General features: G+C 71.6%; 19 protein-coding genes and 1 tRNA gene. 3 read left to right on the plus strand and 17 right to left on the minus strand.

Annotated elements, in window-relative coordinates:
* Positions 1 to 71: 71 nt before the first annotated feature.
* Positions 72 to 1,535: a flotillin family protein gene (locus QSJ60_RS11960; protein ID WP_230766932.1), complete on the plus strand. Its 1,464-nt coding sequence runs from the start codon at positions 72 to 74 to the stop codon at positions 1,533 to 1,535.
* 82 nt (positions 1,536 to 1,617) lie between these two features.
* Here QSJ60_RS11960 and QSJ60_RS11965 read toward each other — a convergent pair whose 3' ends face one another.
* From QSJ60_RS11965 to QSJ60_RS11980, 4 genes are all read right to left on the minus strand, one after another.
* On the minus strand, positions 1,618 to 1,968 hold the full coding sequence (locus QSJ60_RS11965; protein ID WP_285463740.1) for a metallopeptidase family protein: 351 nt from the start codon (positions 1,966 to 1,968) through the stop codon (positions 1,618 to 1,620).
* Positions 1,969 to 2,028: 60 nt separating this feature from the next.
* Positions 2,029 to 2,102, minus strand: a tRNA-Ile gene (locus QSJ60_RS11970).
* Between the two features lie 9 nt (positions 2,103 to 2,111).
* The gene (locus QSJ60_RS11975; protein WP_229781809.1) at positions 2,112 to 3,362 is read right to left on the minus strand and encodes a glycosyltransferase; all 1,251 of its coding nucleotides are present in this window, start codon (positions 3,360 to 3,362) and stop codon (positions 2,112 to 2,114) included.
* A gap of 159 nt (positions 3,363 to 3,521) precedes the next feature.
* Positions 3,522 to 4,439, minus strand: a complete 918-nt coding sequence (locus tag QSJ60_RS11980) for a DMT family transporter (protein ID WP_285463741.1) — start codon at positions 4,437 to 4,439, stop codon at positions 3,522 to 3,524.
* A gap of 41 nt (positions 4,440 to 4,480) precedes the next feature.
* On the opposite strand from QSJ60_RS11980, the gene def reads away from it, so the two are divergent.
* Positions 4,481 to 5,047 (plus strand): peptide deformylase, encoded by a 567-nt coding sequence (def, locus tag QSJ60_RS11985; RefSeq protein ID WP_285463742.1) that lies wholly within the window; start codon positions 4,481 to 4,483, stop codon positions 5,045 to 5,047.
* A 3-nt stretch (positions 5,048 to 5,050) separates the two neighbouring features.
* Here the strand turns inward: def and QSJ60_RS11990 are convergent, their stop codons facing one another.
* The 12 genes from QSJ60_RS11990 to QSJ60_RS12045 all read right to left on the minus strand — a co-directional run bounded on the left by QSJ60_RS11990 (position 5,051) and on the right by QSJ60_RS12045 (position 16,870).
* Positions 5,051 to 5,356: an AzlD domain-containing protein gene (locus QSJ60_RS11990; RefSeq protein ID WP_189086432.1), complete on the minus strand. Its 306-nt coding sequence runs from the start codon at positions 5,354 to 5,356 to the stop codon at positions 5,051 to 5,053.
* Complete coding sequence (locus QSJ60_RS11995) at positions 5,353 to 6,099, minus strand: AzlC family ABC transporter permease (RefSeq protein WP_372458697.1); 747 nt, start codon at positions 6,097 to 6,099, stop codon at positions 5,353 to 5,355. Before QSJ60_RS11995 ends, QSJ60_RS11990 begins: the two co-directional genes overlap by 4 nt.
* Positions 6,100 to 6,231: 132 nt before the next feature.
* Positions 6,232 to 7,113 carry a DUF1684 domain-containing protein gene (locus QSJ60_RS12000; protein WP_230766916.1) on the minus strand — a complete coding sequence of 294 codons (882 nt, stop codon included), beginning with the start codon at positions 7,111 to 7,113 and terminating at the stop codon, positions 6,232 to 6,234.
* Between the two features lie 51 nt (positions 7,114 to 7,164).
* Positions 7,165 to 8,496 carry an acyl-CoA thioesterase/bile acid-CoA:amino acid N-acyltransferase family protein gene (locus QSJ60_RS12005; protein WP_285463744.1) on the minus strand — a complete coding sequence of 444 codons (1,332 nt, stop codon included), beginning with the start codon at positions 8,494 to 8,496 and terminating at the stop codon, positions 7,165 to 7,167.
* A complete protein-coding gene (locus tag QSJ60_RS12010; protein WP_285463745.1) occupies positions 8,493 to 9,497 on the minus strand; it encodes an Ldh family oxidoreductase in 1,005 nt (334 codons plus the stop codon). The genes QSJ60_RS12005 and QSJ60_RS12010 overlap by 4 nt, the downstream gene beginning before the upstream one ends.
* Positions 9,498 to 9,508: 11 nt before the next feature.
* A complete protein-coding gene (locus QSJ60_RS12015; protein ID WP_285463746.1) occupies positions 9,509 to 10,390 on the minus strand; it encodes an ABC transporter permease in 882 nt (293 codons plus the stop codon).
* Positions 10,387 to 11,157: an ABC transporter ATP-binding protein gene (locus tag QSJ60_RS12020; protein WP_230766904.1), complete on the minus strand. Its 771-nt coding sequence runs from the start codon at positions 11,155 to 11,157 to the stop codon at positions 10,387 to 10,389. The genes QSJ60_RS12015 and QSJ60_RS12020 overlap by 4 nt, the downstream gene beginning before the upstream one ends.
* A complete protein-coding gene (locus tag QSJ60_RS12025) occupies positions 11,154 to 12,200 on the minus strand; it encodes an ABC transporter substrate-binding protein (RefSeq protein WP_189086439.1) in 1,047 nt (348 codons plus the stop codon). The genes QSJ60_RS12020 and QSJ60_RS12025 overlap by 4 nt, the downstream gene beginning before the upstream one ends.
* Before the next feature lie 233 nt (positions 12,201 to 12,433).
* On the minus strand, positions 12,434 to 13,198 hold the full coding sequence (locus QSJ60_RS12030) for an amino acid ABC transporter ATP-binding protein (RefSeq protein ID WP_285463747.1): 765 nt from the start codon (positions 13,196 to 13,198) through the stop codon (positions 12,434 to 12,436).
* Entirely contained in the window at positions 13,195 to 14,220 is a 1,026-nt protein-coding gene (locus QSJ60_RS12035; RefSeq protein WP_285463748.1) for an amino acid ABC transporter permease, read from the minus strand. The genes QSJ60_RS12030 and QSJ60_RS12035 overlap by 4 nt, the downstream gene beginning before the upstream one ends.
* A gap of 5 nt (positions 14,221 to 14,225) precedes the next feature.
* Positions 14,226 to 15,140 (minus strand): ABC transporter substrate-binding protein, encoded by a 915-nt coding sequence (locus QSJ60_RS12040; RefSeq protein WP_230766893.1) that lies wholly within the window; start codon positions 15,138 to 15,140, stop codon positions 14,226 to 14,228.
* 56 nt (positions 15,141 to 15,196) lie between these two features.
* A complete protein-coding gene (locus QSJ60_RS12045) occupies positions 15,197 to 16,870 on the minus strand; it encodes an amidohydrolase (RefSeq protein ID WP_285463749.1) in 1,674 nt (557 codons plus the stop codon).
* Positions 16,871 to 17,027: 157 nt separating this feature from the next.
* On the opposite strand from QSJ60_RS12045, the gene QSJ60_RS12050 reads away from it, so the two are divergent.
* Positions 17,028 to 18,017 carry a LacI family DNA-binding transcriptional regulator gene (locus QSJ60_RS12050; RefSeq protein WP_285463750.1) on the plus strand — a complete coding sequence of 330 codons (990 nt, stop codon included), beginning with the start codon at positions 17,028 to 17,030 and terminating at the stop codon, positions 18,015 to 18,017.
* A 28-nt stretch (positions 18,018 to 18,045) separates the two neighbouring features.
* Here the strand turns inward: QSJ60_RS12050 and QSJ60_RS12055 are convergent, their stop codons facing one another.
* Entirely contained in the window at positions 18,046 to 18,774 is a 729-nt protein-coding gene (locus QSJ60_RS12055) for a FadR/GntR family transcriptional regulator (RefSeq protein ID WP_230766886.1), read from the minus strand.
* Between the last annotated feature and the right edge of the window lie 40 nt (positions 18,775 to 18,814).

An 18,814-nucleotide genomic window follows, 5' to 3' on the forward strand; every position in this document is an offset into this window, starting at 1 on the left:
CACGGCACGCCAGAGACTCCCCCGGGCGCCCCACGCGCCGATCCCCGCCCCGAACCGAGAAGGAAGCCCCCATGCTCGACCCGACCCTCATCCAGGTGATCGCGATCATCGCGCTCGTCATCGCCCTGCTCGGCCTGCTCGTCTTCATCGCCCGGCGCATCCGCCGTGTGCCGCCGAACGAGGCGCTCGTCATCGTCGGCCGCGGCGCCGGCCGCGCCTCGCCAGAGCAGGCCAGCGGTCAGCGCGTCGTCATCGGCGGCCGCACCTTCGTCTGGCCGATCCTGCAGCAGGGCTTCTCGATCTCCCTCGAGCAGCGCCAGATCGGCATCACCGTCGAAGGCGTCGACAAGAACCGCATCAAGATCGCGATCAAGGCGTCCATCAACTTCAAGGTGTCCGGCAACGAGGACGGCGTGCGCCGCGCGGCCCAGCGCTTCCTCTCGCAGCAGCAGCTGCTCACCGAGATCATCAAGGAATCGCTGGAGGGCTCGCTGCGCTCGATCGTCGGCGACATGACGATCGAGCAGATCATCTCCGACCGCAAGAGCCTCTCCGATCGGGTCGTCTCCGAGACGAAGGCCGACCTCGTCGAGCAGGGCCTGCAGGTGGACCTGCTGAACATCTCCGACATCTCGACCCCCGGCAGCGACTACCTCGCGAACCTCGGCCGCGCCGAGGCCGCCCGGGCACGCCAGGTCGCCGAGATCAGCGAGGCCGAGGCCGCCCGCGCCAGCGAGTTCGCGCGCATCGAGGCCGCCGAGCAGATCGCCGAGCGTCAGAAGGCGCTGAGCCTGCGCCAGGCGTCGATCAAGGCCGAGACCGACCGCGCGAACGCTGAGGCCGAGGCATCCGGCCTCCTGGCGAAGGCCGAGCAGGACAAGCTCGTCGCCACCGAGGAGCGCGAGGCGCTCGCCGAGCAGGCGCTCGTGACGCAGGAGCGCCTCGACATCGACGTCCGCAAGCCCGCCGAGGCCGAGGCGTACGCCGAGGTGCAGCGCGCGAACGCGCAGCGCGACGCCGCGAACGCGGCGACCGAGGCCGACGCGTACAAGCGCACCAAGATCGCCGAGGCGAACAAGGTCGCCGCCGTGCAGGACGCTGAGGCCGCCGCGACCTCTGTGCGCTTCGCCGGTGAGGCCGAGCGCGACCGCCAGGTGGCCCTCGCCGCCGGTATCCGCGCCGACGGCGAGGCCAAGGCCGCGGCGATCCAGGCCGAGGGTCTCGCCGAGGCGGCCGCGACCGACGCGAAGGCACAGGCGCTGAAGAAGTACGGCGAGGCCGCCCTCGCGCAGGAGATCATCTCGCGCCTGCCCGAGATCGTGCGCGCCGCCGCCGAGCCCATCTCGAACATCGACACCCTCACGGTCGTCTCCACCGACGGCGCCAGCGCGGTGACGAAGACCGTCGGCCAGGTGCTCGGCGAGGGCACCGAGGTCGTGAAGTCGCTCACCGGGCTCGATGTGTCGTCGATCCTCGCCGGCCTCGCCGGCGGTGCGGTCGTGAAGCAGGCCGACGAGCCCGCGGTCGCGAAGTAGCACGACGCACCCGCAAGCGGGCCCCGGTGACGATCGTCGCCGGGGCCCGTTCGCGTCGGCGTGCCGCTGTCCGCGCTCCCAGCTAGGCCCAGCCGAGTTCGCCGAGCCGCGCGTCGTCGAGCCCGAAGTAGTGGCCGATCTCGTGCACGAGGGTGATGCGCACCCGTGCCCGCAGCGCGTCGAGGTCGGCGCTGTGCTCCTGCATGGTGTTGCGGAACAGGGTGATGCGGTCGGGCAGCTCGCCGAAGCCGTACGCGCCGCGTGTTTTCAACGGCCGGCCGCTGAAGAGGCCGTAGAGCCGAGGCCGCTCTCCCGGCGGCTGGTCCGCGACGAGGATGGCGACGTTCTCGAGCCCGCGAACCATCTCGCCCGGCAGCGAGTCATACACCTCGCCCACCATGCGCTCGAAGTCGCCCTCGGAGATCTCGACCATGGCTCGATTCTGCCCCGGAGCGGAGCATGAGGCGAGCCCGCGGCGGACGTGCGGACGGAGTAGGGCGGACGGGACTTGAACCCGTGACCGATGGATTATGAGTCCACTGCTCTGACCAGCTGAGCTACCGCCCCCTGCGCCGATCAGTCCTCGCGGGCCGCCGACGCCGGATCGGTGGCCGGGTCGGCCACCGCCTCACCACGATACAGACTCTCGAACGTCGCGAGCGTGCGCTGGATGTCGTGCGCCTCGATGAGCCGCATCGAGCCCTCCTTGAGGCGGCGCAGCTCGGCCGGGTCGGCCTCGAGGACGGTGCGGAGCTTCGCCGCCAGGTCTTCGGGGTTCGACGGCTCGAAGAGGTAGCCGTTCTCGCCGTCGTGCACGAGGTGCGGCAGCGCCATCGCGTTCGCCGCGACGACGGGCAGCGCGGACGCCATGGCCTCCATCGTGACGATGGACTGGAGTTCGGCGATCGACGGCATCGCGAGCACGGTCGCCCGGTGGTACGCGTCGCGGAGCTCCTCGTCGGTGACGCGACCGGTGAAGGTGACGCGATCGGCGATGCCGAGCTCGTCGGCGAGGTGCTGCAGCGCCTTCAGCTGGTCGCCGCCGCCGACGATCTCGATCTTCGCGTCGAGCTCCGCGGGCAGCAGCAGCGCGGCGCGCAGCAGCACGTCGATCTGCTTCTCACCCGTCACCCGGCCGACGAAGAGGATCCGGTTCTCGGTGCGCGGCTCCCAGTTCGGGGAGTACTTGTGCGCGTCGATGCCGCAGGAGATCGCGTGCACGCCGCGGAGGCCGGTGTAGCGCTCGAGGAACTCGGCCGCACGGCGGGTCGGCGTGGTCACGGACTCGGCGCGACCGAAGGTGCGCTTCGCCGCCTTCCAGGCGAGGCCGACGGCCCACTCCTGCCACGCCTTCGGGATGAGCGTGAACTCGAGCATGTTCTCGGGCATGAAGTGGTTCGTGCCGATGATGCGGATGCCGCGCTTCTCGGCCTCGATCGACAGGCCACGGCCGACGACGATGTGCGACTGGAAGTGCACGACATCGGGCTGCACCTCGTCGAGGATGCGGGCGGAGTTGCGCTTGATGCGCCACGGCAGCGCGAAGCGCAGCCAGTCGTGCGGGTACCAGCGCCAGCTGTAGAGGCGGTGGGCCACCATCTCCTGCCCCTCGTGCACCTCGTTCCACGTGCCGTGCTTGCGGCTCGCGGCCGGCGCGACGATGTGGACCTCGTGCCCGCGCTCGACGAGTCCGGCGGCCAGGCGCTCCGCGAAGCGGGCGGCGCCGTTCACATCGGGGGCGAAGGTGTCGGCCCCGATCAGGATGCGGAGCGGTCGCTTCGAGGCGGTGCCGAGCTCGGCGGGCGCCGGATCGGAAGAATCTGACACGTGGGAGGTTCCTCACAGTTCGAGCGTCGGGAACGGTTCGTCCCCCAGGTGGGCGCGCGAGGTCGGCGCGGCTGCAACCGACCTTAGTCTACGCAGGGCGCGGCGAACGGCTCGCCGCGCGCATGTCATCCCTCGGGATGACGGGCCGTCACCCGTGGCTCAGAGCCGCGTCTGCGGGTGATTGCGGGCGAGCATGAACACGCCGAAGACGGCGATCGCCCCGGCGACGATGAACACCGGGATGGCCCAGATCGGCGCCTGCGACGCCTCGCCGAGCACGATGATGCCGATCGCGACCGCGACCATCGGATCGACGACGGTGAGGCCGGCGATGACGAGGTCCGGCGGGCCCGAGGCGTAGGCGTTCTGCACGAAGTAGGCGCCGAGGCCCGTCGCCGCGAGCAGGGCGACGACGCAGATGAGCGTGATCCACTCAAAGTCGCCCTGCTGGATGCGCCCGAGCACCACCTTGGCGAGGGTCGCCACGAAGCCGTACACGACGCCCGCCATGATGACGTAGAAGATGGCCCGCACACGGTGCCGGAAGAAGACGAACGCGAGGCCGGCGAGCACGAGCACGACGGCGAGGATCACGAGGATCGTGATGAGCTGCTGCTCGGTCACGGGCTTGTCGACCGCGGTAAAGGCGGCGACGCCGACGAAGAGGAACACGCCGCCGACGCAGAGCGCGATCGCGGTGATCGCCTTGCGGTTCAGCTTCACGTGGTTCACCTTCGAGTTCACGATGGAGGTGATCACGAGGGCGATCGCGCCGAGCGGCTGCACCACGATGAGCGGCGCGAAGTACAGGCTCGACAGCTGGAAGACGACCGCGAGGCCGAGCATGAGCGTGCCGAGGACCCAGGACGGCCGGGCGAGCAGCAGGGCGAGCTGCTTGACGCTCAGCCCCTTGCCGAGGCTGTCGGTGGTGCGCGACTCGACCTTGACGACGCCGCGGTGCTGGAACTGAGCTCCGAGCGACAGGAACACCGCGCCCGCGATCGCGAGCGGGATGCCGATGAACTGCTGCGGGTCGAGGGCGATCTGCTCGGTGAGCTCGCTCAGGTCCGGATCCACGACCTCGACCCTACCCGCTCGCGCCTCGATATCCTTGCCGAATGGCCGTGCTCCCCATTCGAATCACCGGCGACCCGGTGCTGCACTCCCCCGCCCGCCCCGTCGAGACGATCGACGACGAGATCCGCACGCTCGTCGCCGACCTCTTCGAAACGATGGATGCCGCCCCGGGCGTCGGTCTCGCGGCCCCGCAGGTCGGCGTGGATCTGCGGGTCTTCACCTACGGCTGGACCGATGAGGAGGGCGTCCGCTGGCGCGGCGTGGCCATCAACCCCGAGCTCCTCATCTCTCCCCCGCCGCCCGGCGAGCCCGACCTCGACGAGGAGTCCGAGGGCTGCCTGTCGTTCCCGGGCGAGCGCTTCGGGCTGCGTCGCGCCGAGCGCGCGGTGCTGCGCGCCACCGACCTCGACGGCGAGCGGTACGAGATCGACGCGCAGGGATGGCTCGCGCGAATCTTCCAACACGAGTACGACCATCTCGACGGCGTGCTCTACACCGACCGGCTCTCGCACGCGGACCGCAAGATCGTGACGAAGATCACGAAGAAGCTCGGCTGGGGCCGCCCCGGCGTCTCCTGGATGCCGGGCGTCGACGACCTCGAGGGCTGAGGCTCAGCCGAAGGCGCGGATCGCCGCCGCGACGACCGCGGCCGCCGCGACCGCGACGATGAACGGCGCCCGGATGGCGTAGAGCGCGGCGGCGACGATGAGCGCGGGCACCCGCGCGTCGACGACGAGCGCCTGCCCGGCGCCGAGCGTCTGCACCACGATGAGCGCCGCGAGCAGCGCGACCGTGAGCAGATCCGCGATGCGCGCCGGACGCTCACGCTCGAGGAAACCGACCGGCACGAGGTAGCCGCCGAGCTTCAGCGCCAGTGTGGCGGCGGAGGCGATGAGGATGAGGTGCCAGGTCGTCATGCGCGGCGCCTCCGGTCGAAGAGGTCGAACCAGCCGACGAGGAGGGCCACGAGCGCCGCGATCAGCACGGGCAGTCCGGGCATGACGAAGGGCATCACCACCGCCGCGACCACGGCCGCGCCGACGGCCACGGCACCGGCTTGGAACCGCTTCAGGCGCGGCCAGAGCAGGCCGAGGAAGGCCGCGCCGGCCGCAGCATCCAGCCCCCAGGCCCTCGTGTCACCCATCGCATCGCCGATGAGTGCGCCCGCGAGCGTCGTCAGGTTCCAGCCGACGAACACGATCGCCCCGGTCAGCCAGAAGCCGAGGCGGGCGTTGCCCGGCAGCTTCTGCGCGAGCGCGACGGCGGTGGACTCGTCGATCGTGATCCACGCGGCGAGCACGTTGCGTGCCGGACCGCCGCCGACGAGGGGCTTCATCCGCATGCCGTAGACGACGTTCCGGATGCCGAGCATCGCCGCGGTTGCGATGGCCGAGCCCCCGGCGGCCGCACCACCCGCGGCGAGGACACCGACGAGGGCGAACTGGGAGCCGCCGGTGAACATGACGAGGCTGAGGAAGACCGTCTGCCACACGTCGAGGCCGGCCGCGACGGAGAGCGCGCCGAAGGAGACGCCGTAGATCGCTGTCGCGACGCCGACGGCCACGCTCTCGCGGATCGCCCGGGCGCGCTCGCCGGCCTCGTCGACGGCGTCGTCGGGCGTGAGCGCGGCCGCGTCGTCGCCGGCTGGACGTTCCTCCACTGCACCTCCTCGGGCGCCCGCGCGCCGGTTCGCAGCATACCCGGCGCCGGGGCGGCGACCCGCCCCGGGCGACCCGCCCCGGGCGCCCGGTCCCGTGGCCAGGCTCACGCGGCCGGGTTCAGGCGGCCGGGTTCAGGCGGCCGGGGTCTCGAAGGTGAGCACGCGCGCGATGTCGGTGGCGGGTCGCTGCTCGCCGGCGAGCACCTCGAAGTCGAGGTGGTTCTGCTGCGGCACCACCGGGCACGTCACGAAGTTCGTGAACGCGCAGGGCAGGGCGTGAAGGTAGTTGAAGTCGATGACGTCGATGCGTTCACCGGCCTCGTCGGCGAACTGCAGCTCGACGACGCGACCGGCGCCGTAGGTGGTGCGCCCGCTCGTGAGGTCGCGGAGGTGGGCGACCGGCTGCACCCCGTGCGCGGTGTCCTTGCCGATGAGCGCGAGCTCGTAGCCGCGCCCCTCGAACTCGAAGCGCAGCGTGCCGATGCGCGCGGTCGTCTCACGCACGCCCGTCTCGACGGTGGGCTGCTCGACGTCCTCCCGCTCGGCCGGCGTGAAACTCGCGGGGAGCCGCCAGGCGGGGTCGTAGTCATAGGCGGTCAACCCCGAGAGGTCGACGCCCGCCGACGCCTCGGGGTCGCGAACGCGGATGGCGTAGAGCGGGTCCCCGCCGTCGCTCGTTCGCACGATCGTCTCGACCTCGCTGCGGCCGAAGTACACGGGTGCGCTCGACCCGTGGCCGTAGGTCTGGTTCCGGCCCGGCCGGATCTCGACCGGCCCGCTCGGGTACTCGCCGTCGACGACGAGGTTCGGGCCCCCGACCGGCGGGGTGTAGATGATGCGCCCATCCTCCACCGACCAGGTGCCGGGCAGCAGCTCGAACGTCTCGTCCCTCGAAGCGTCGGTGAGCCAGTACTGGGCGACGAGCGCGGTCCAGCCGTAGGGCCGGGCGAGCTCGGCGACGCGCGCGTGGCGCCACTCGCGCCACTGTCCCTCGAGGTGTTCGATCGCTGGCATCGGAGGTGGTTCCTTCTCTCGTGGTGGGGCGTGGGATGCAGGCGGCAGCCGTCAGGCGGCGGCCGCGCGGTGGATGAAGGCGCAGATCTGCTCGAAGGAGTCGGCGCTCGCGCGGGCGTTGCCACGCGGGGTGCCGCCGTTCGAGTAGCGCACGCCGGAGACCGGGTGCACCCGCTCGATGTCGGTGCTCGGCAGGTGCGGCAGGCCGATGCCGTGCCCGGCGTCCTCGTAGTCGAGGTGCAGGCGCTCCGCGCGGTGCCCGTGGCGGGCGAGGCTCGCGAGGGCCATCCGCGATGCGCCGCTCGACGGCCACGCCCGGTCGTCGAGTCCGGACACGAACGCCACCGGTCCGGCGAAGCGCTCGATCGGGATGCGCGAGGCAAGCGCGAGCCGGCGGTCGCGCAGCCCGTCCACGTAGACGTCGGCGTTGCGCGTCGGCGGCGGCTCGTCGTTCCAGGGCTGCCACTCGACCTCGGCGTTGTCGTGCCAGAGGTGTTCGAGAGGTTCCCCGCCGTGGGTCCAGCTCGGTCCGTCCCAGCCCTCGGCCGGATCGGCCGCGCCCTGCGCGCCGAAGACGTAGGCGCCGGGTACGAATCCGGCGATCGCGAGGATCCGCTCGGGGAACCTCGCCGCGAGCAGCAGCGAGAGCTCGCCGCCGCGCGACTGCCCGGTGACGATCGGCGCCCCGCCCGCGGGGTCGAGCCCGTCGCGCACGAACTCGATCGCGCGCTCGAAGTACTCGAGCGGGGTGCGCGAGAGGTACTCGGGCAGGCCGGGTGCCCGGAAGTAGCCGAGCGCGAGCGCCTGGATGCCGCGCGCGGCGTACTGCGCAGCCCGCGCCTCGTTGATGCCGCCGCCGGAGCCGTTCAGCACGATGGCGGTCGGGAACGGTCCCGGTCCGGCCGGGCGGAAGAGCGTGCCGACGAGCCCGTCGTGCCGGACCTCACGCCGCTCGACTCCGGGCACGAGGAGCTGCTGCACGAGCTCGGCGTGCGCCTCGGCTCCCCTCGCCCCCGTATCTCCGAGCTCCGGGAGGCCCGTGCCAGGCTCCTCCCGGGCGTGCAGCCGGGTGACGAGCGGTTCGCCGACGTCGAGCGGCTCCGCGGGGCCGCTCGTGCCGGGCTCTCGGCGCTGCGCCCAGCACAGGCCCATCGCGTCGGCGGTGCGGAAGTCCCCCGAGACGGGCGCGTCGCGGTCGAGATCGATTCGGCCGTCGGCATCGGCGAGAAAGCTCGCCTGCGCCGCCCAGTCGCCGCCGCTGCGACGGGTCGTCGCCCGGATGGTGACGAGCGCCCCTGGCGCGGCTCCCCGGACGGTGATCGCACGGCGCTGCCAGAGCGGCGCCACCGGCGGATCGACCCGGAGCTCGAGCCCCCCGCTCATCGGGCGCCGTCCGTGGCGGTCGTGCCGAGTCCGAGCCAGTCCGCGGTCGGCTGATCGAGCGCGACCGTGCCGGCCGGTGCCGGCGGCTCGGCCAGCGCGGTCGCCCGGGCCGGCAGGGCATCGAATCGCGCGGGAAGGTGGCCGCCCGCCGCCCGCCAGTCCTCCGCGAGCCGCGCTGCGCCGGCGGCGACGTCCGTCGCACCGGTCACGCTGGCGTCCACCGCGATCAGGATGGCTCCGCGCGTGCCGTCGGCGGCTCCGCGGCCGCCCGTCACGACGCCGGCGAGGAGCTCCACGACGAGCCCCGTGAGTGAGCCGAGCAGGCTCGCCGGCACGAGCGCGGCGAGGCGCGAGGCATCCGTCGTCCCGGCGCCGTCGGCGTCGATCGCGAGCCCGGCCGGCAGTGGGCTGCCGTCCGCGCGATGGCGGCGCAGCGCGGCCATCGTGGCTGGCGCCGTGGCGTAGTCCACGACGAGCGGCGACGCGTCCGGCCTGGGCACGGCGATCGCGATGGGATTCGTGCCCACCACGGGCTGCGTGCCGCCCCAGGGCGCGACGATCGGCGGCGCCTGTGCCGCGAGGAACGCGACGAAGCCCCGCTCGGCCAGCTCGCGGGCGGCGAGGCCGAGCACGCCGAGCGCGCCCGCGCCCCGGATGCCGACGATGGCCGAGCCGTGGGTCATCGCGCGCTGCGCCGCGGCCACGGTCGCGCGGGCGAGCGCGAGGATGCCGGGCCGCCCGGTGGCGTCGATGCTCGCCGTCGGCGCGTCGGAGACCGGGCCCGAGGGCTCGGCCGGCGCTCCTGCGGTCGAGGCGGCCGCCAGGCGGTCGAGGTCCCGGCGGAGCATCCCGACCCCGAAGTCCGGCAGCCCGAGCAGTTCCGCTTCGACGAGCCAGCGCGAGGCGAGCGCGAGCTCCGCCGCCGACGTCTCGGGCGAGTGCTCCCGGAGCCGGCCGGTGACGAGCGCCTGCGCGGCGCCGGCGTCGAGGTGGTGCGACATCCCGGCCCCGCTCAGTACTTCACCCACGGCACGAGCCGGCGCTCGAGGTAGCCCTCGAGTGCGGTCGCCCCGTAGCCGAGCGCCGAGATCGTCACGATGCCGACGTACATCTTCGAGACCGCGAACGTCGACCACGAGCTCCAGATGAGGTAGCCGAGCCCGCTCTGCGCGCCGACGAACTCGGACGCCGCGATGATCACGAACGCGCCGCCGGTCGCGAGCTTGATGCCCGTGAAGATCGAGGGCAGCGCGTACGGCAGCGAGACGGTGAGCCGACGCTGGATGCGCGACGCCCCGTTCGCCCTGGCGACGTCGTCGAACAGGGGCGGCGTCTGCATGACCCCGCTCATCGTGTTGAAGAAGAGGTAGAAGAAGACGCCGATCGCGACGATGACGTACTTGCTCGTCTCGCCGAGTCCGAAGATCAGCAGGAGCAGCGGGTAGATCGCGACCTTCGGGATGGGCAGGAGGCTCGAGAACACCGGCTCCAGCAGCAGGCGCACCGAGCGCACCGAGCCCAGCAGCAGGCCGAGCAGCACGCCCGGGATCGCGCCGAGCACGAAGCCGACGGCGATGCGCGACAGCGTCATCAGGATGTCCGTGACGAGCTGCCCCGAGACGAGCAGGTTCACGAAAGTCTCGACGATCGCCGTCGGCGCCGGGAAGAAGCGGGCGTCGAGGACGCCCAGGCGGCTGAGCGCCTCCCACACGACGAGCAGCAGCAGCGGCGTGTACGGGCCGATCCGGCGGATCCACGGCGAGCCGCGCTCCGCCTGCACCGCGGACGCGAGCCGCGCCCGGATCTCCTCGCGATCGGCGTCGGCGACGGCCGGGCCGAGGCCCGCTCGGGCGGCGGATGCCTGGGTGTCGGACGTCTGCGTGTCGGTGCTCACTGCGCCACCGCCTCCTCGGCCGCCGTGTCGCCCTCGAGCAGGTTCCACAGCTGGTAGGTGATCTCGCCGTACCGCGGATCGCGGCGCAGCTCGATGATGTCGCGCGGCCGACCGAAGGGGATCTCCACCTCGGCGATGATGCGGCCCGGCCGGTGCGACATCACCACGACCCGGTCGGCGAGGGTCAGCGCCTCGTCGACGCTGTGGGTGATGAAGAGCACGGACTTCTCCGTCTGCTCCCAGATCCGCAGCAGCTCCTGCTGCAGCGCGACCCGGGTCTGCTCGTCGAGCGCACCGAAGGGCTCGTCCATGAGGAGCACGTTGCCGTCGTCCGCGAGGGCGCGCGCCACCGAGGTGCGCTGGCGCATGCCGCCCGAGATCTGGGAAGGGTAGTACCCCGCGAACTCCGTCAGCCCGACGAGCTCGAGCAGCTCGGCGACGCGCTCGCGGCGCGCGGCCCGAGGCACCCGGCGGAGCCGCAGCGGGTAGGCGACGTTCTCGGCGACCGTGAGCCACGGGAAGACCCCGTGCTCCTGGAAGACCACCGAGGGACGGCTCTGCGTCTCCACCGTGCCGAGGCTCGGCTTCTCGAGCCCCGCCGCGATCCGCAGCAGGGTGCTCTTGCCGCACCCGGAGGGCCCGAGCACGCAGACGAACTCGCGTTCGCCGACCTCGAGCGAGACGTCCTCGAGCGCGACGAGCACCTCATCGCGGTCCTCGGCGCTCGGGTAGGCCTTCCAGAGCCCCTGGACGGAGATGCCGCTCATTTCGAGGCGGCCGCCGAGCTCGCCTCGGCCGAGGCCTGCTCGAGCAGATCGGCGCGGAACACCTGCTCGATGCCGGAGTCGCCCTGGAACTCGAGTGCGCCACGGTCGCGGAAGAACGCCTCCTGGCGGGCGACGTCCTTCCAGTCGATGGCGCCCTCGGGGTCCTGCACGGTGAGGCCGATGGACGTGAGCGTCTCGACGGGGAGGTCCGTGTACTCGGCGATGACCGCCTGGTCGTCGGCGTCCTGCCAGCCGCCGTCGGCGAGCTCCTGCACGGCCTTCAGGTAGGCGGAGGTGAAGGCGACGACCGCAGCCGGGTGCTTCTCGACGTAGTCGGTGTTGAACACGAGCGCGCCGAGCTCGACGCCCGCCTGGTAGTCGACGTCGAGGATCTCGTGAGCGAGGCCCTGCGCGATGACCGCGGAGGAGATGGGCTCGATCGACCAGGTGGCGTCGATGGAGCCGTTCGCGAGCGCCGGCGGGATGTCGCCCGGGCTCAGGTTCACGAGCTCGACGTCGTCGAGCGAGAGGCCGGCCGACTCGAGCGCGAGGTGCACCGAGTAGATGCCGAAGCCGCCGTCGCCGGGAATGCCGATCTTCTTGCCCTTGAGCTGCTCCGCCTCGGTGATGCCGGACTGCTCGGAGGCGAGGAGCGGCGAGGGGTTCTTGCCGGACTCGGGGATGCGCGAGACGCTCGCGATGACGGAAAGGGATGCCCCCGCCTTCGTGGCGTTGAAGAGGCCCGCGCCCCAGGTCGCACCGCCGGCCACGATGTTGCCGGTGGAGACCTGCTGATAGGTCTCCCCCGAGCTGCCGCTCTTCGAGATGAGTTCGACGTCGACGCCGGCGTCCTCGAAGTAGCCCTTCTCCTCCGCGAGGAAGAACGGCGCGTAGTCGGCGTACGGCGAGTAGAGGAAGGTGATCTTCGGGGCGTCCTCGGCGGTCTCGCTCGCCGGTTCTCCGCCGCCCGCGCTGCACGCGGTGAGGAGGGCGGCGCTGGCGAGGAGGGCGAGGCCTCCGACGAGACGGCGGCGAGTGCGCATGTGAAGCTCCAGGATCGGGGGATGACCGTGGGCGGGGGCCCGACGGCGAACCGCTCCAGCGGGGCGGGCCCGGCGCGTGGAGCGGTCACTCAGGAATCTACCGATCGCGCGCGGGCCGGGCTGGCGCGCATGTCACATTGGGTCACGCGGTGGAACGTTCCTTCACGGCGAGGTTGTCCGGGCCGGGGATCGGCGGGCGGGGCGGGCGCGACGTCCGCCCCGCCCGCCACCGCTCACAGCACCTTCGAGAGGAACGCCTTCGTGCGCCCGTGCTGCGGCCGCACGAGCACCTCCTCCGGGGTCCCGTGCTCGACGACGACCCCGCCGTCCATGAACGTCACCGTGTCGGCGACCTCACGGGCGAAGCCCATCTCGTGGGTCACGACGATCATGGTCATGCCGCTCTCGGCGAGGGATTTCATGACGTCGAGCACCTCCCCCACGAGCTCCGGGTCGAGCGCCGAAGTCGGCTCGTCGAAGAGCATCAGCTCGGGGGTCATCGCGAGCGCCCTGGCGATCGCGACGCGCTGCTGCTGCCCACCGGAGAGCTCACGCGGGTAGGCATCCGCCTTGTCGGCGAGGCCCACCCGCTCGAGCAGCTCGAGCGCGCGCTGCCGCGCCTCCGAGCGCTGGGCGCGCTTCACGAAGACCGGCGCGCAGGTGATGTTCTCGAGCGCGGTCATGTGCGGGAACAGATTGAACCGCTGGAACACCATGCCGATGTTCTCGCGCTGCGCGGCCGCCTCGGCGGGCTTCAGCTCGTGCAGCCGCTCCCCGTGCTCGCGGTAGCCGATGAGCGTGCCGTCGACCTCGATGCGGCCCGAGTCGATCGACTCGAGGTGGTTGATGCAGCGCAGGAACGTCGACTTTCCGGAGCCGGACGGGCCCAGCAGGCAGCTCACCTCGCCGCGACGCACCTCGAGGTCGATGCCCTTGAGCACGTGCGTGTCCCCGAAGGACTTGTGCACCTCCTGCGCGCTGACCTTGATGTCGCTCATCGCCTGTCTCCTTCCGGCATCCCCGCGACGTCCGACAACCCCGCGCCCTCCGGTGCGCCCGCGCCGCTCGGTGCGGCGACGGTCTCCGGGCTCGCGAGCACGACCGGGGCGCGATCGGCGCGATCCTGGCGCCTGCGGCGCTTCGGCGTCGCGCCGTGCCCGAGCTGGCCGCGCGAGAAGTGCTTCTCGAGCCGGCTCTGGCCGATCATCATGATCGAGGTGAAGAACAGGTACCAGACGGAGGCCACCAGCAGCAGCGGGATCGGGTTCAGCGTCGCCGCCGAGATGTCCCGCGTGCGCGTGTAGAGGTCCCAGCTGAACGGCACCGCCGTCACGAGCGAGGTCGTCTTCAGCATGGAGATGACCTCGTTGCCGGTCGGCGGGATGATCACCCGCATCGCCTGCGGGATCACGACCTTCCGCATCGTGAGCCACCAGCCCATGCCGAGCGCGGAGGCGGCCTCCGTCTGGCCGGGGTCGATGGAGAGCAGCCCGGCCCGCACGATCTCCGCCATGTACGCGGCCTCGTTGAGCGCGAGCCCGAGCACGGCGATCCAGAACAGCGGGATCACGTCAGCGGTCTCCAGCACGAGCCACGGCTCCATGAACGGCAGGCCGAGGTTGATCGTCTGGTAGATCGAGCTGAGCAGGCCCCAGAACACGAGCTGGACGTACACCGGAGTGCCGCGGAAGAACCAGATGACGCCCCAGGCGATCGCCCGCAGCACGGGGTTGTCGGTCTCGCGCATGACCGCGAGCACGATGCCGACGACGACCGCCCCGATCATCGCGAGGAAGGTCAGGGCGAGCGTCACGCCCGCCGCCTGGATGACGCGGACGTCGAACAGGTAGAGCGCGAACGCGGGCCAGTCGTACGCCTCCCGCTGCGCCGCGTCGATGATGAACGCGAGCAGCAGGAAGATGAGCGCGAAGGCCAGGAGGTTCCGCCACGGATGCCGCAGCGGCACCGCCTGGATCGGCTTCGGGCGCGCCACCGGGACGGCGCGGGTGATCTCGGACACGCGGACTACTCGGTGCCGGCGTTGACCGTGATGGCGTCGAGACGCCCGGCCTCGACGCCCCAGAACTCGAGGATCTCGTCGTAGGTGCCGTCGTCGTGCAGCTCCTGCACGGCGGCCGCGAAGGCGGCGACGAGCTCGTCGTTGCCCTTCTTGAACGGTGCGCCGGCGGGGAGCGTCTCGTAGATCTCCGAGGCGACGAGCTTGCCGCCGCTGTTCTTCACGGCGTAGCTCACGACGGGCGAGTCGGCGACGAACGCGAAGGCGCGGCCGAGGGTGACGGCGGCGACCATCTCGTCGGTCGTGTCGTAGCCCATGACCTCGATCGTGCCCTTGCCCTCGGCGACGCAGCGCTTCTCCACCTCGGGGAGGTAGTACAGCGGCGCCGACCCGCCGTTCGGCACCGAGATCTTCTGGCCGCAGATGTCGAGCTCGTCGCTGATCGGGTTCTCCTTCAGCGAGCCGAACTGGTTGCCGGCGAGGAAGAAGTCGACCATGTCGAAGTTCTCCTGGCGCTTGACGGTGTCGTAGTAGCCGGCGATGCCGGAGTCGTAGGTGCCGAGCTCGATCTTCGGGATGATGTTCTCGAACTTCGAGATCTCGTTCTTGGGCTCGAGGCCGAGCTTCACGATGGCCGCGTTCATGAGATCGACCTCCCACCCGATCGGGTTGCCGGCGTCGTCCTTGAACTCGTTCGGCGGGTAGGTCGCGTCGACGGCGAGCACGAAGGTGCCGCGCTCGACGATGTCGGCCGGCAGCAGCTTCGCCGCCGCCTCGCTCTTCTCGATCTTCGAGAGGTCGACGGCCGAGTTCGCCGAGGCGGTGCCGCCCTCCGCGGCCTGCTGCTCGGCGTCGGCCGCGGCCGTGCAGCCGCTCAGGGCGAGCGCGGTGAGGGCGGCCGCGGCGATGAGGCGCTTCTTCATTTCGATTCCTTCGGTTGGGGGATGGATGGGCAGGTGAATGGTGCGGTGAGACGGAGTCAGGCGGGGACGGTGTCCGCGGCGTGCACGAGGGCGCCGTCGACGTAGACGAGCGCCGCCCGGGTGAGGTGGAGCTCCGCGACGGGCGCGGCGAAGGGGTTCCGGTCGGCGACGACGAGGTCGGCGAGCTGCCCGGGCTCTATCCGCCCGAGCTCCTCGTCCCGGCCGTTCGCCTCGATTCCGCCGAGCGTGTACGCCCGCAGGGCGACGTCGAGCTCGAGGCGTTGCTCCTCGAGGAACACGCGCGGGTTGTAGTCGGGATGCCCTTCGGGCATCCGCCGGTTGACGGCGACGTGGATGCCGAGCCAGGGGTCGGCGGAGGTGACCGGCCAGTCCGAGCCGCCGCAGAGGTGGCTGCCGGCGCGGTGCAGCGAGCCGAAGGGGTACTGGTGCCCGACGCGCTCCTCGCCGAGGAAGGGCACGGTGAGTTCGACCATCTGCGGGTCGTAGCTCGCCCACAGCGGCTGCATGTCCGCCGAGGCGTTGAGCTCGGCGAAGCGCGGCACGTCGGCGGGGTTGATGATCTGGATGTGCGCGAGCAGGTGCATCGTGGTGGAGGCCGGGCCGTTCGCGCGTCGGGCCGCCTCGATGGCGTCGAGCGCGCCGCGCACCGCCTGGTCCCCCAGCGCGTGGAAGTGCACCTGGAAGCCGAGCCGGTCGAGTTCGGTGACGTACTCGGGCAGCTTCGCCGGGTCGACGAAGGCGATGCCGCTGTTGTCGCTGTGGCGGCACTCGCGGCCGGGCACGAGGTAGGGCTCGATCATCGCGGCGGTCTGATTCTCGGCGACGCCGTCCTGCATGATCTTCACCGTGTCGGCGCGGAAGCGGCCGCCGGCGACGGCGGCGCGCTTCTCGAGGAACGCCGGGATCTGCTCGAGCCCGAGCGAACGCTCCCACCAGAGCGCGCCGTTCACCCGGCCGATGAGCTCGCCGCGCTCCTCGGCGCGGCGGTAGACGTCGTAGAAGAGCGGGCTGTGGTTGCCGTACTGGCCGATCAGGGCGTCCTGCCAGCTCGTGATGCCGTAGCCGACTAGCTTCCGCTGGCCGACGCGGAATCCCGCATACATGTCGTCGAAGCTCGGCTCCGGCGCGTGGCGGAGCGCCAGCATCCGCGCGCCCTCGTGCAGGGTGCCCGTGGGCTCCCCTGCGGCGTCGCGCTCGATGCGGCCATCGGCCGGGTCGGGGGTGTCGCGGTCGATGCCGCAGCGGCGCAGGGCCTCGGCGTTCACCCAGGCGCTGTGATGGTCGCGGTTCGACAGGATGATTGGACGGTCGGCGCAGATGGCGTCGAGGTCGGCGCCGAGCGGGGCGCCGCCCGGGAAGGCGGCCTGCTGCCAGCCGGCCCCGACGATCCACTCGACGCCGGGGTTGCGCTCGACGTAGTCGCGCACAAGCTCCAGGTAGTCCTCGCGCGTGTAGCCCTCCGAGAGGTCGCAGCCGAGCATCTCCATGCCGGCCTCGACGGGGTGCACGTGCGCGTCGTTCATCCCGGGGTGCAGCAGCCGGCCGTCGAGCTCGACCACCTCGGTGTCCGGTCCGATCGCGGCGAGCACCTCCTCACCCACGAGCACGATGCGACCGCCGGAGACCCCCACGTGCGTGGGCCCTGCGTGGTAGCGCTCTCCGTCGAACAGCGCGCCGTTCGTGAACGCGAGATCGAGTGCGTCGGTCAACCCTGACTCCTTGGTACTCTGACAACCGTTGGCATTCCGGCGAACTTAATCGTTTAAGGAATGACGGGTAGCCTATTGATGGGCACCGGCATTGTCAACGCGTTCGACGACGCCGTCCGGTCCCCGCAGTTCGACCTCGGCACCCCGGAAGGCAGGCGTGGGAACGACACTCAAGGACCTCGCAGGACACCTCGGCATCTCGGCCGCCGCCGTCTCGATGGCGCTGAACGGCAAGCCCGGGGTGTCCGAGCAGACGCGCGAAGAGGTGCGCCGCGCCGCCGAGGAGCTCGGCTATCGGCCGAACCGCACGGGCCAGGCGCTCCGCTTGAGCCGCACCAACACCATCGGCGTCTACTTCCCCTCGACCGTCATGGAGTACTCGCTCTACTTCGCCGAGATCATGCGCGGGATCGTGGCCGGGTTCGCCGACACCGAGCTCTCGCCCCTCCTCCTGCCCTCGGCGGGCGAAACGGGGCATGTGCGGGACTTCCCGGAAGTCGACGGCTTCGTCGTCGTCGAACCGCACTCCGACGATTTGGGCATGTTCGAGCTGCTTCGCAGCGGCCGAGCGACGGTCTGCATCGACCCCCCGCCGGCATCGGCCGAGGCGCCGTGGGGCATCGTCGAGGCGGATGCCCCGGCCGCCACCCATGACAGCCTGCGGCATCTCGTCGCCCGGGGCGCCATGCGGCCCGGGCTCCTCACGATCGAGTCAGTCTCCGAGTGGAGCCGCACCATCGAGGCCAGCTACCGCGGCTGGTGCGCCGAACACGGCATCGACCCCGCGGTCATCGCGATCAGCGCGAGGCAGAGCAACGAGGAGATCCTGGAGCTCCTCGAGCAGGAGCTCGGCGCCCCAGTCCCGTGCGACGGGCTCTTCGTCGCGGGCGACGCGGTCGCCCCGCGCATCGCCGGTCTGCTGCGCACCATGGGCCGCTCCCCCGACGGCGGATTCCCGCTCGTCTCGGGCGTCGACAGCACGATGATGGAGTTCCACACGCCGCCGATCTCGGCGATCGATCTGAACCCCTACGGCTACGGCATGCACGCCGCCCGGATGATGGCGGCGCTGCTGCGCGAGCCGGTCCGGCCCACTGCACCTCGCATCGAGCAGCTCCCGGCGCCGCTCATCGTGCGCGGCACCTGAGACGAGCCGCGCCGCGCCCGAGGCGCCGTCAGTCCCCGCCGCTCGCCGCCGCGACGACGGTCTGCACGGCGTGGTCCGCCTCCGTCACGATCGCGGCGAGTGCGCGCGAGGCATCCTCGGCGCGCCCCTCGGCGACCGCGAAGGCGACCTCCTGGTGCAGGCGGAGTGCCGCCGGATTCGCCTCGTGCGGCATGAGGTCGTGGGCGGTCCGACCGCGGAGCACCTCGCCGATCACCGGGCCGAGCGCGGCGAAGAAGTGGTTGCCCGAGGCATCCAGGACCGCGGCGTGGAAGGCGATGTCGTGGTCGAGGTACGGGTCCCCGTCGGCCTCGCGGGACTGCTCCGCCATGCCGGTCACCGCCGCGAAGATCGCGGCGCGCTGCTCGGCCGTCGCGTGCTGGGCCGCGAGGCCGGCAGCGAGCGGCTCCACCCCGCTGCGCAGCTGCGAGAGGGCGTGCAGCACGTCGAGGCGCTCCGGGCCGGCGAGGCGCCACCGGATCAGCCGGGGGTCGTACGGGTTCCAGCGCTCGCTCGGCAGGATCTCGACACCGGCCCGGCGTCGCACCTCGACGAGCCCCATCGACTCGAGCACCCGCACGACCTCGCGGAGCGCCGAGCGCGACGCGCCGAAGCGCTCCGCGACCTCGGTCGTCAGGATGCGCGAACCGGGCGCGAGCCGCCCGGAGACGATCTCGGCGCCGAGTGTCTCGATCACTCGCTCGTGGAGGGCGGAGGACCCGGGCGACGCTGCATCCATCCCCCGATTATCTCGGACTGTCGGTGACGAAGTAATGTCG

Origin of the sequence: Agromyces sp. NBRC 114283 (assembly GCF_030268405.1) — a bacterium.
Taxonomy (GTDB): Bacteria; Actinomycetota; Actinomycetes; order Actinomycetales; family Microbacteriaceae; genus Agromyces; species Agromyces mediolanus.

Bases quoted from the DNA above. Each gene is read 5' to 3' on its own strand.
- QSJ60_RS12025 (WP_189086439.1), bottom strand. From the start codon at position 12,200: ATGCGCACTCGCCGCCGTCTCGTCGGAGGCCTCGCCCTCCTCGCCAGC.
- QSJ60_RS12020 (WP_230766904.1), bottom strand. From the start codon at position 11,157: ATGAGCGGCATCTCCGTCCAGGGGCTCTGGAAGGCCTACCCGAGCGCC.
- QSJ60_RS12030 (WP_285463747.1), bottom strand. From the start codon at position 13,198: ATGAGCGACATCAAGGTCAGCGCGCAGGAGGTGCACAAGTCCTTCGGG.
- QSJ60_RS11990 (WP_189086432.1), bottom strand. From the start codon at position 5,356: ATGACGACCTGGCACCTCATCCTCATCGCCTCCGCCGCCACACTGGCG.
- QSJ60_RS12000 (WP_230766916.1), bottom strand. From the start codon at position 7,113: ATGCCAGCGATCGAACACCTCGAGGGACAGTGGCGCGAGTGGCGCCAC.
- QSJ60_RS12010 (WP_285463745.1), bottom strand. From the start codon at position 9,497: ATGTCGCACCACCTCGACGCCGGCGCCGCGCAGGCGCTCGTCACCGGC.
- QSJ60_RS12040 (WP_230766893.1), bottom strand. From the start codon at position 15,140: ATGAAGAAGCGCCTCATCGCCGCGGCCGCCCTCACCGCGCTCGCCCTG.
- QSJ60_RS11960 (WP_230766932.1), top strand. From the start codon at position 72: ATGCTCGACCCGACCCTCATCCAGGTGATCGCGATCATCGCGCTCGTC.
- def (WP_285463742.1), top strand. From the start codon at position 4,481: ATGGCCGTGCTCCCCATTCGAATCACCGGCGACCCGGTGCTGCACTCC.
- QSJ60_RS12005 (WP_285463744.1), bottom strand. From the start codon at position 8,496: ATGAGCGGGGGGCTCGAGCTCCGGGTCGATCCGCCGGTGGCGCCGCTC.
- QSJ60_RS11965 (WP_285463740.1), bottom strand. From the start codon at position 1,968: ATGGTCGAGATCTCCGAGGGCGACTTCGAGCGCATGGTGGGCGAGGTG.
- QSJ60_RS12055 (WP_230766886.1), bottom strand. From the start codon at position 18,774: ATGGATGCAGCGTCGCCCGGGTCCTCCGCCCTCCACGAGCGAGTGATC.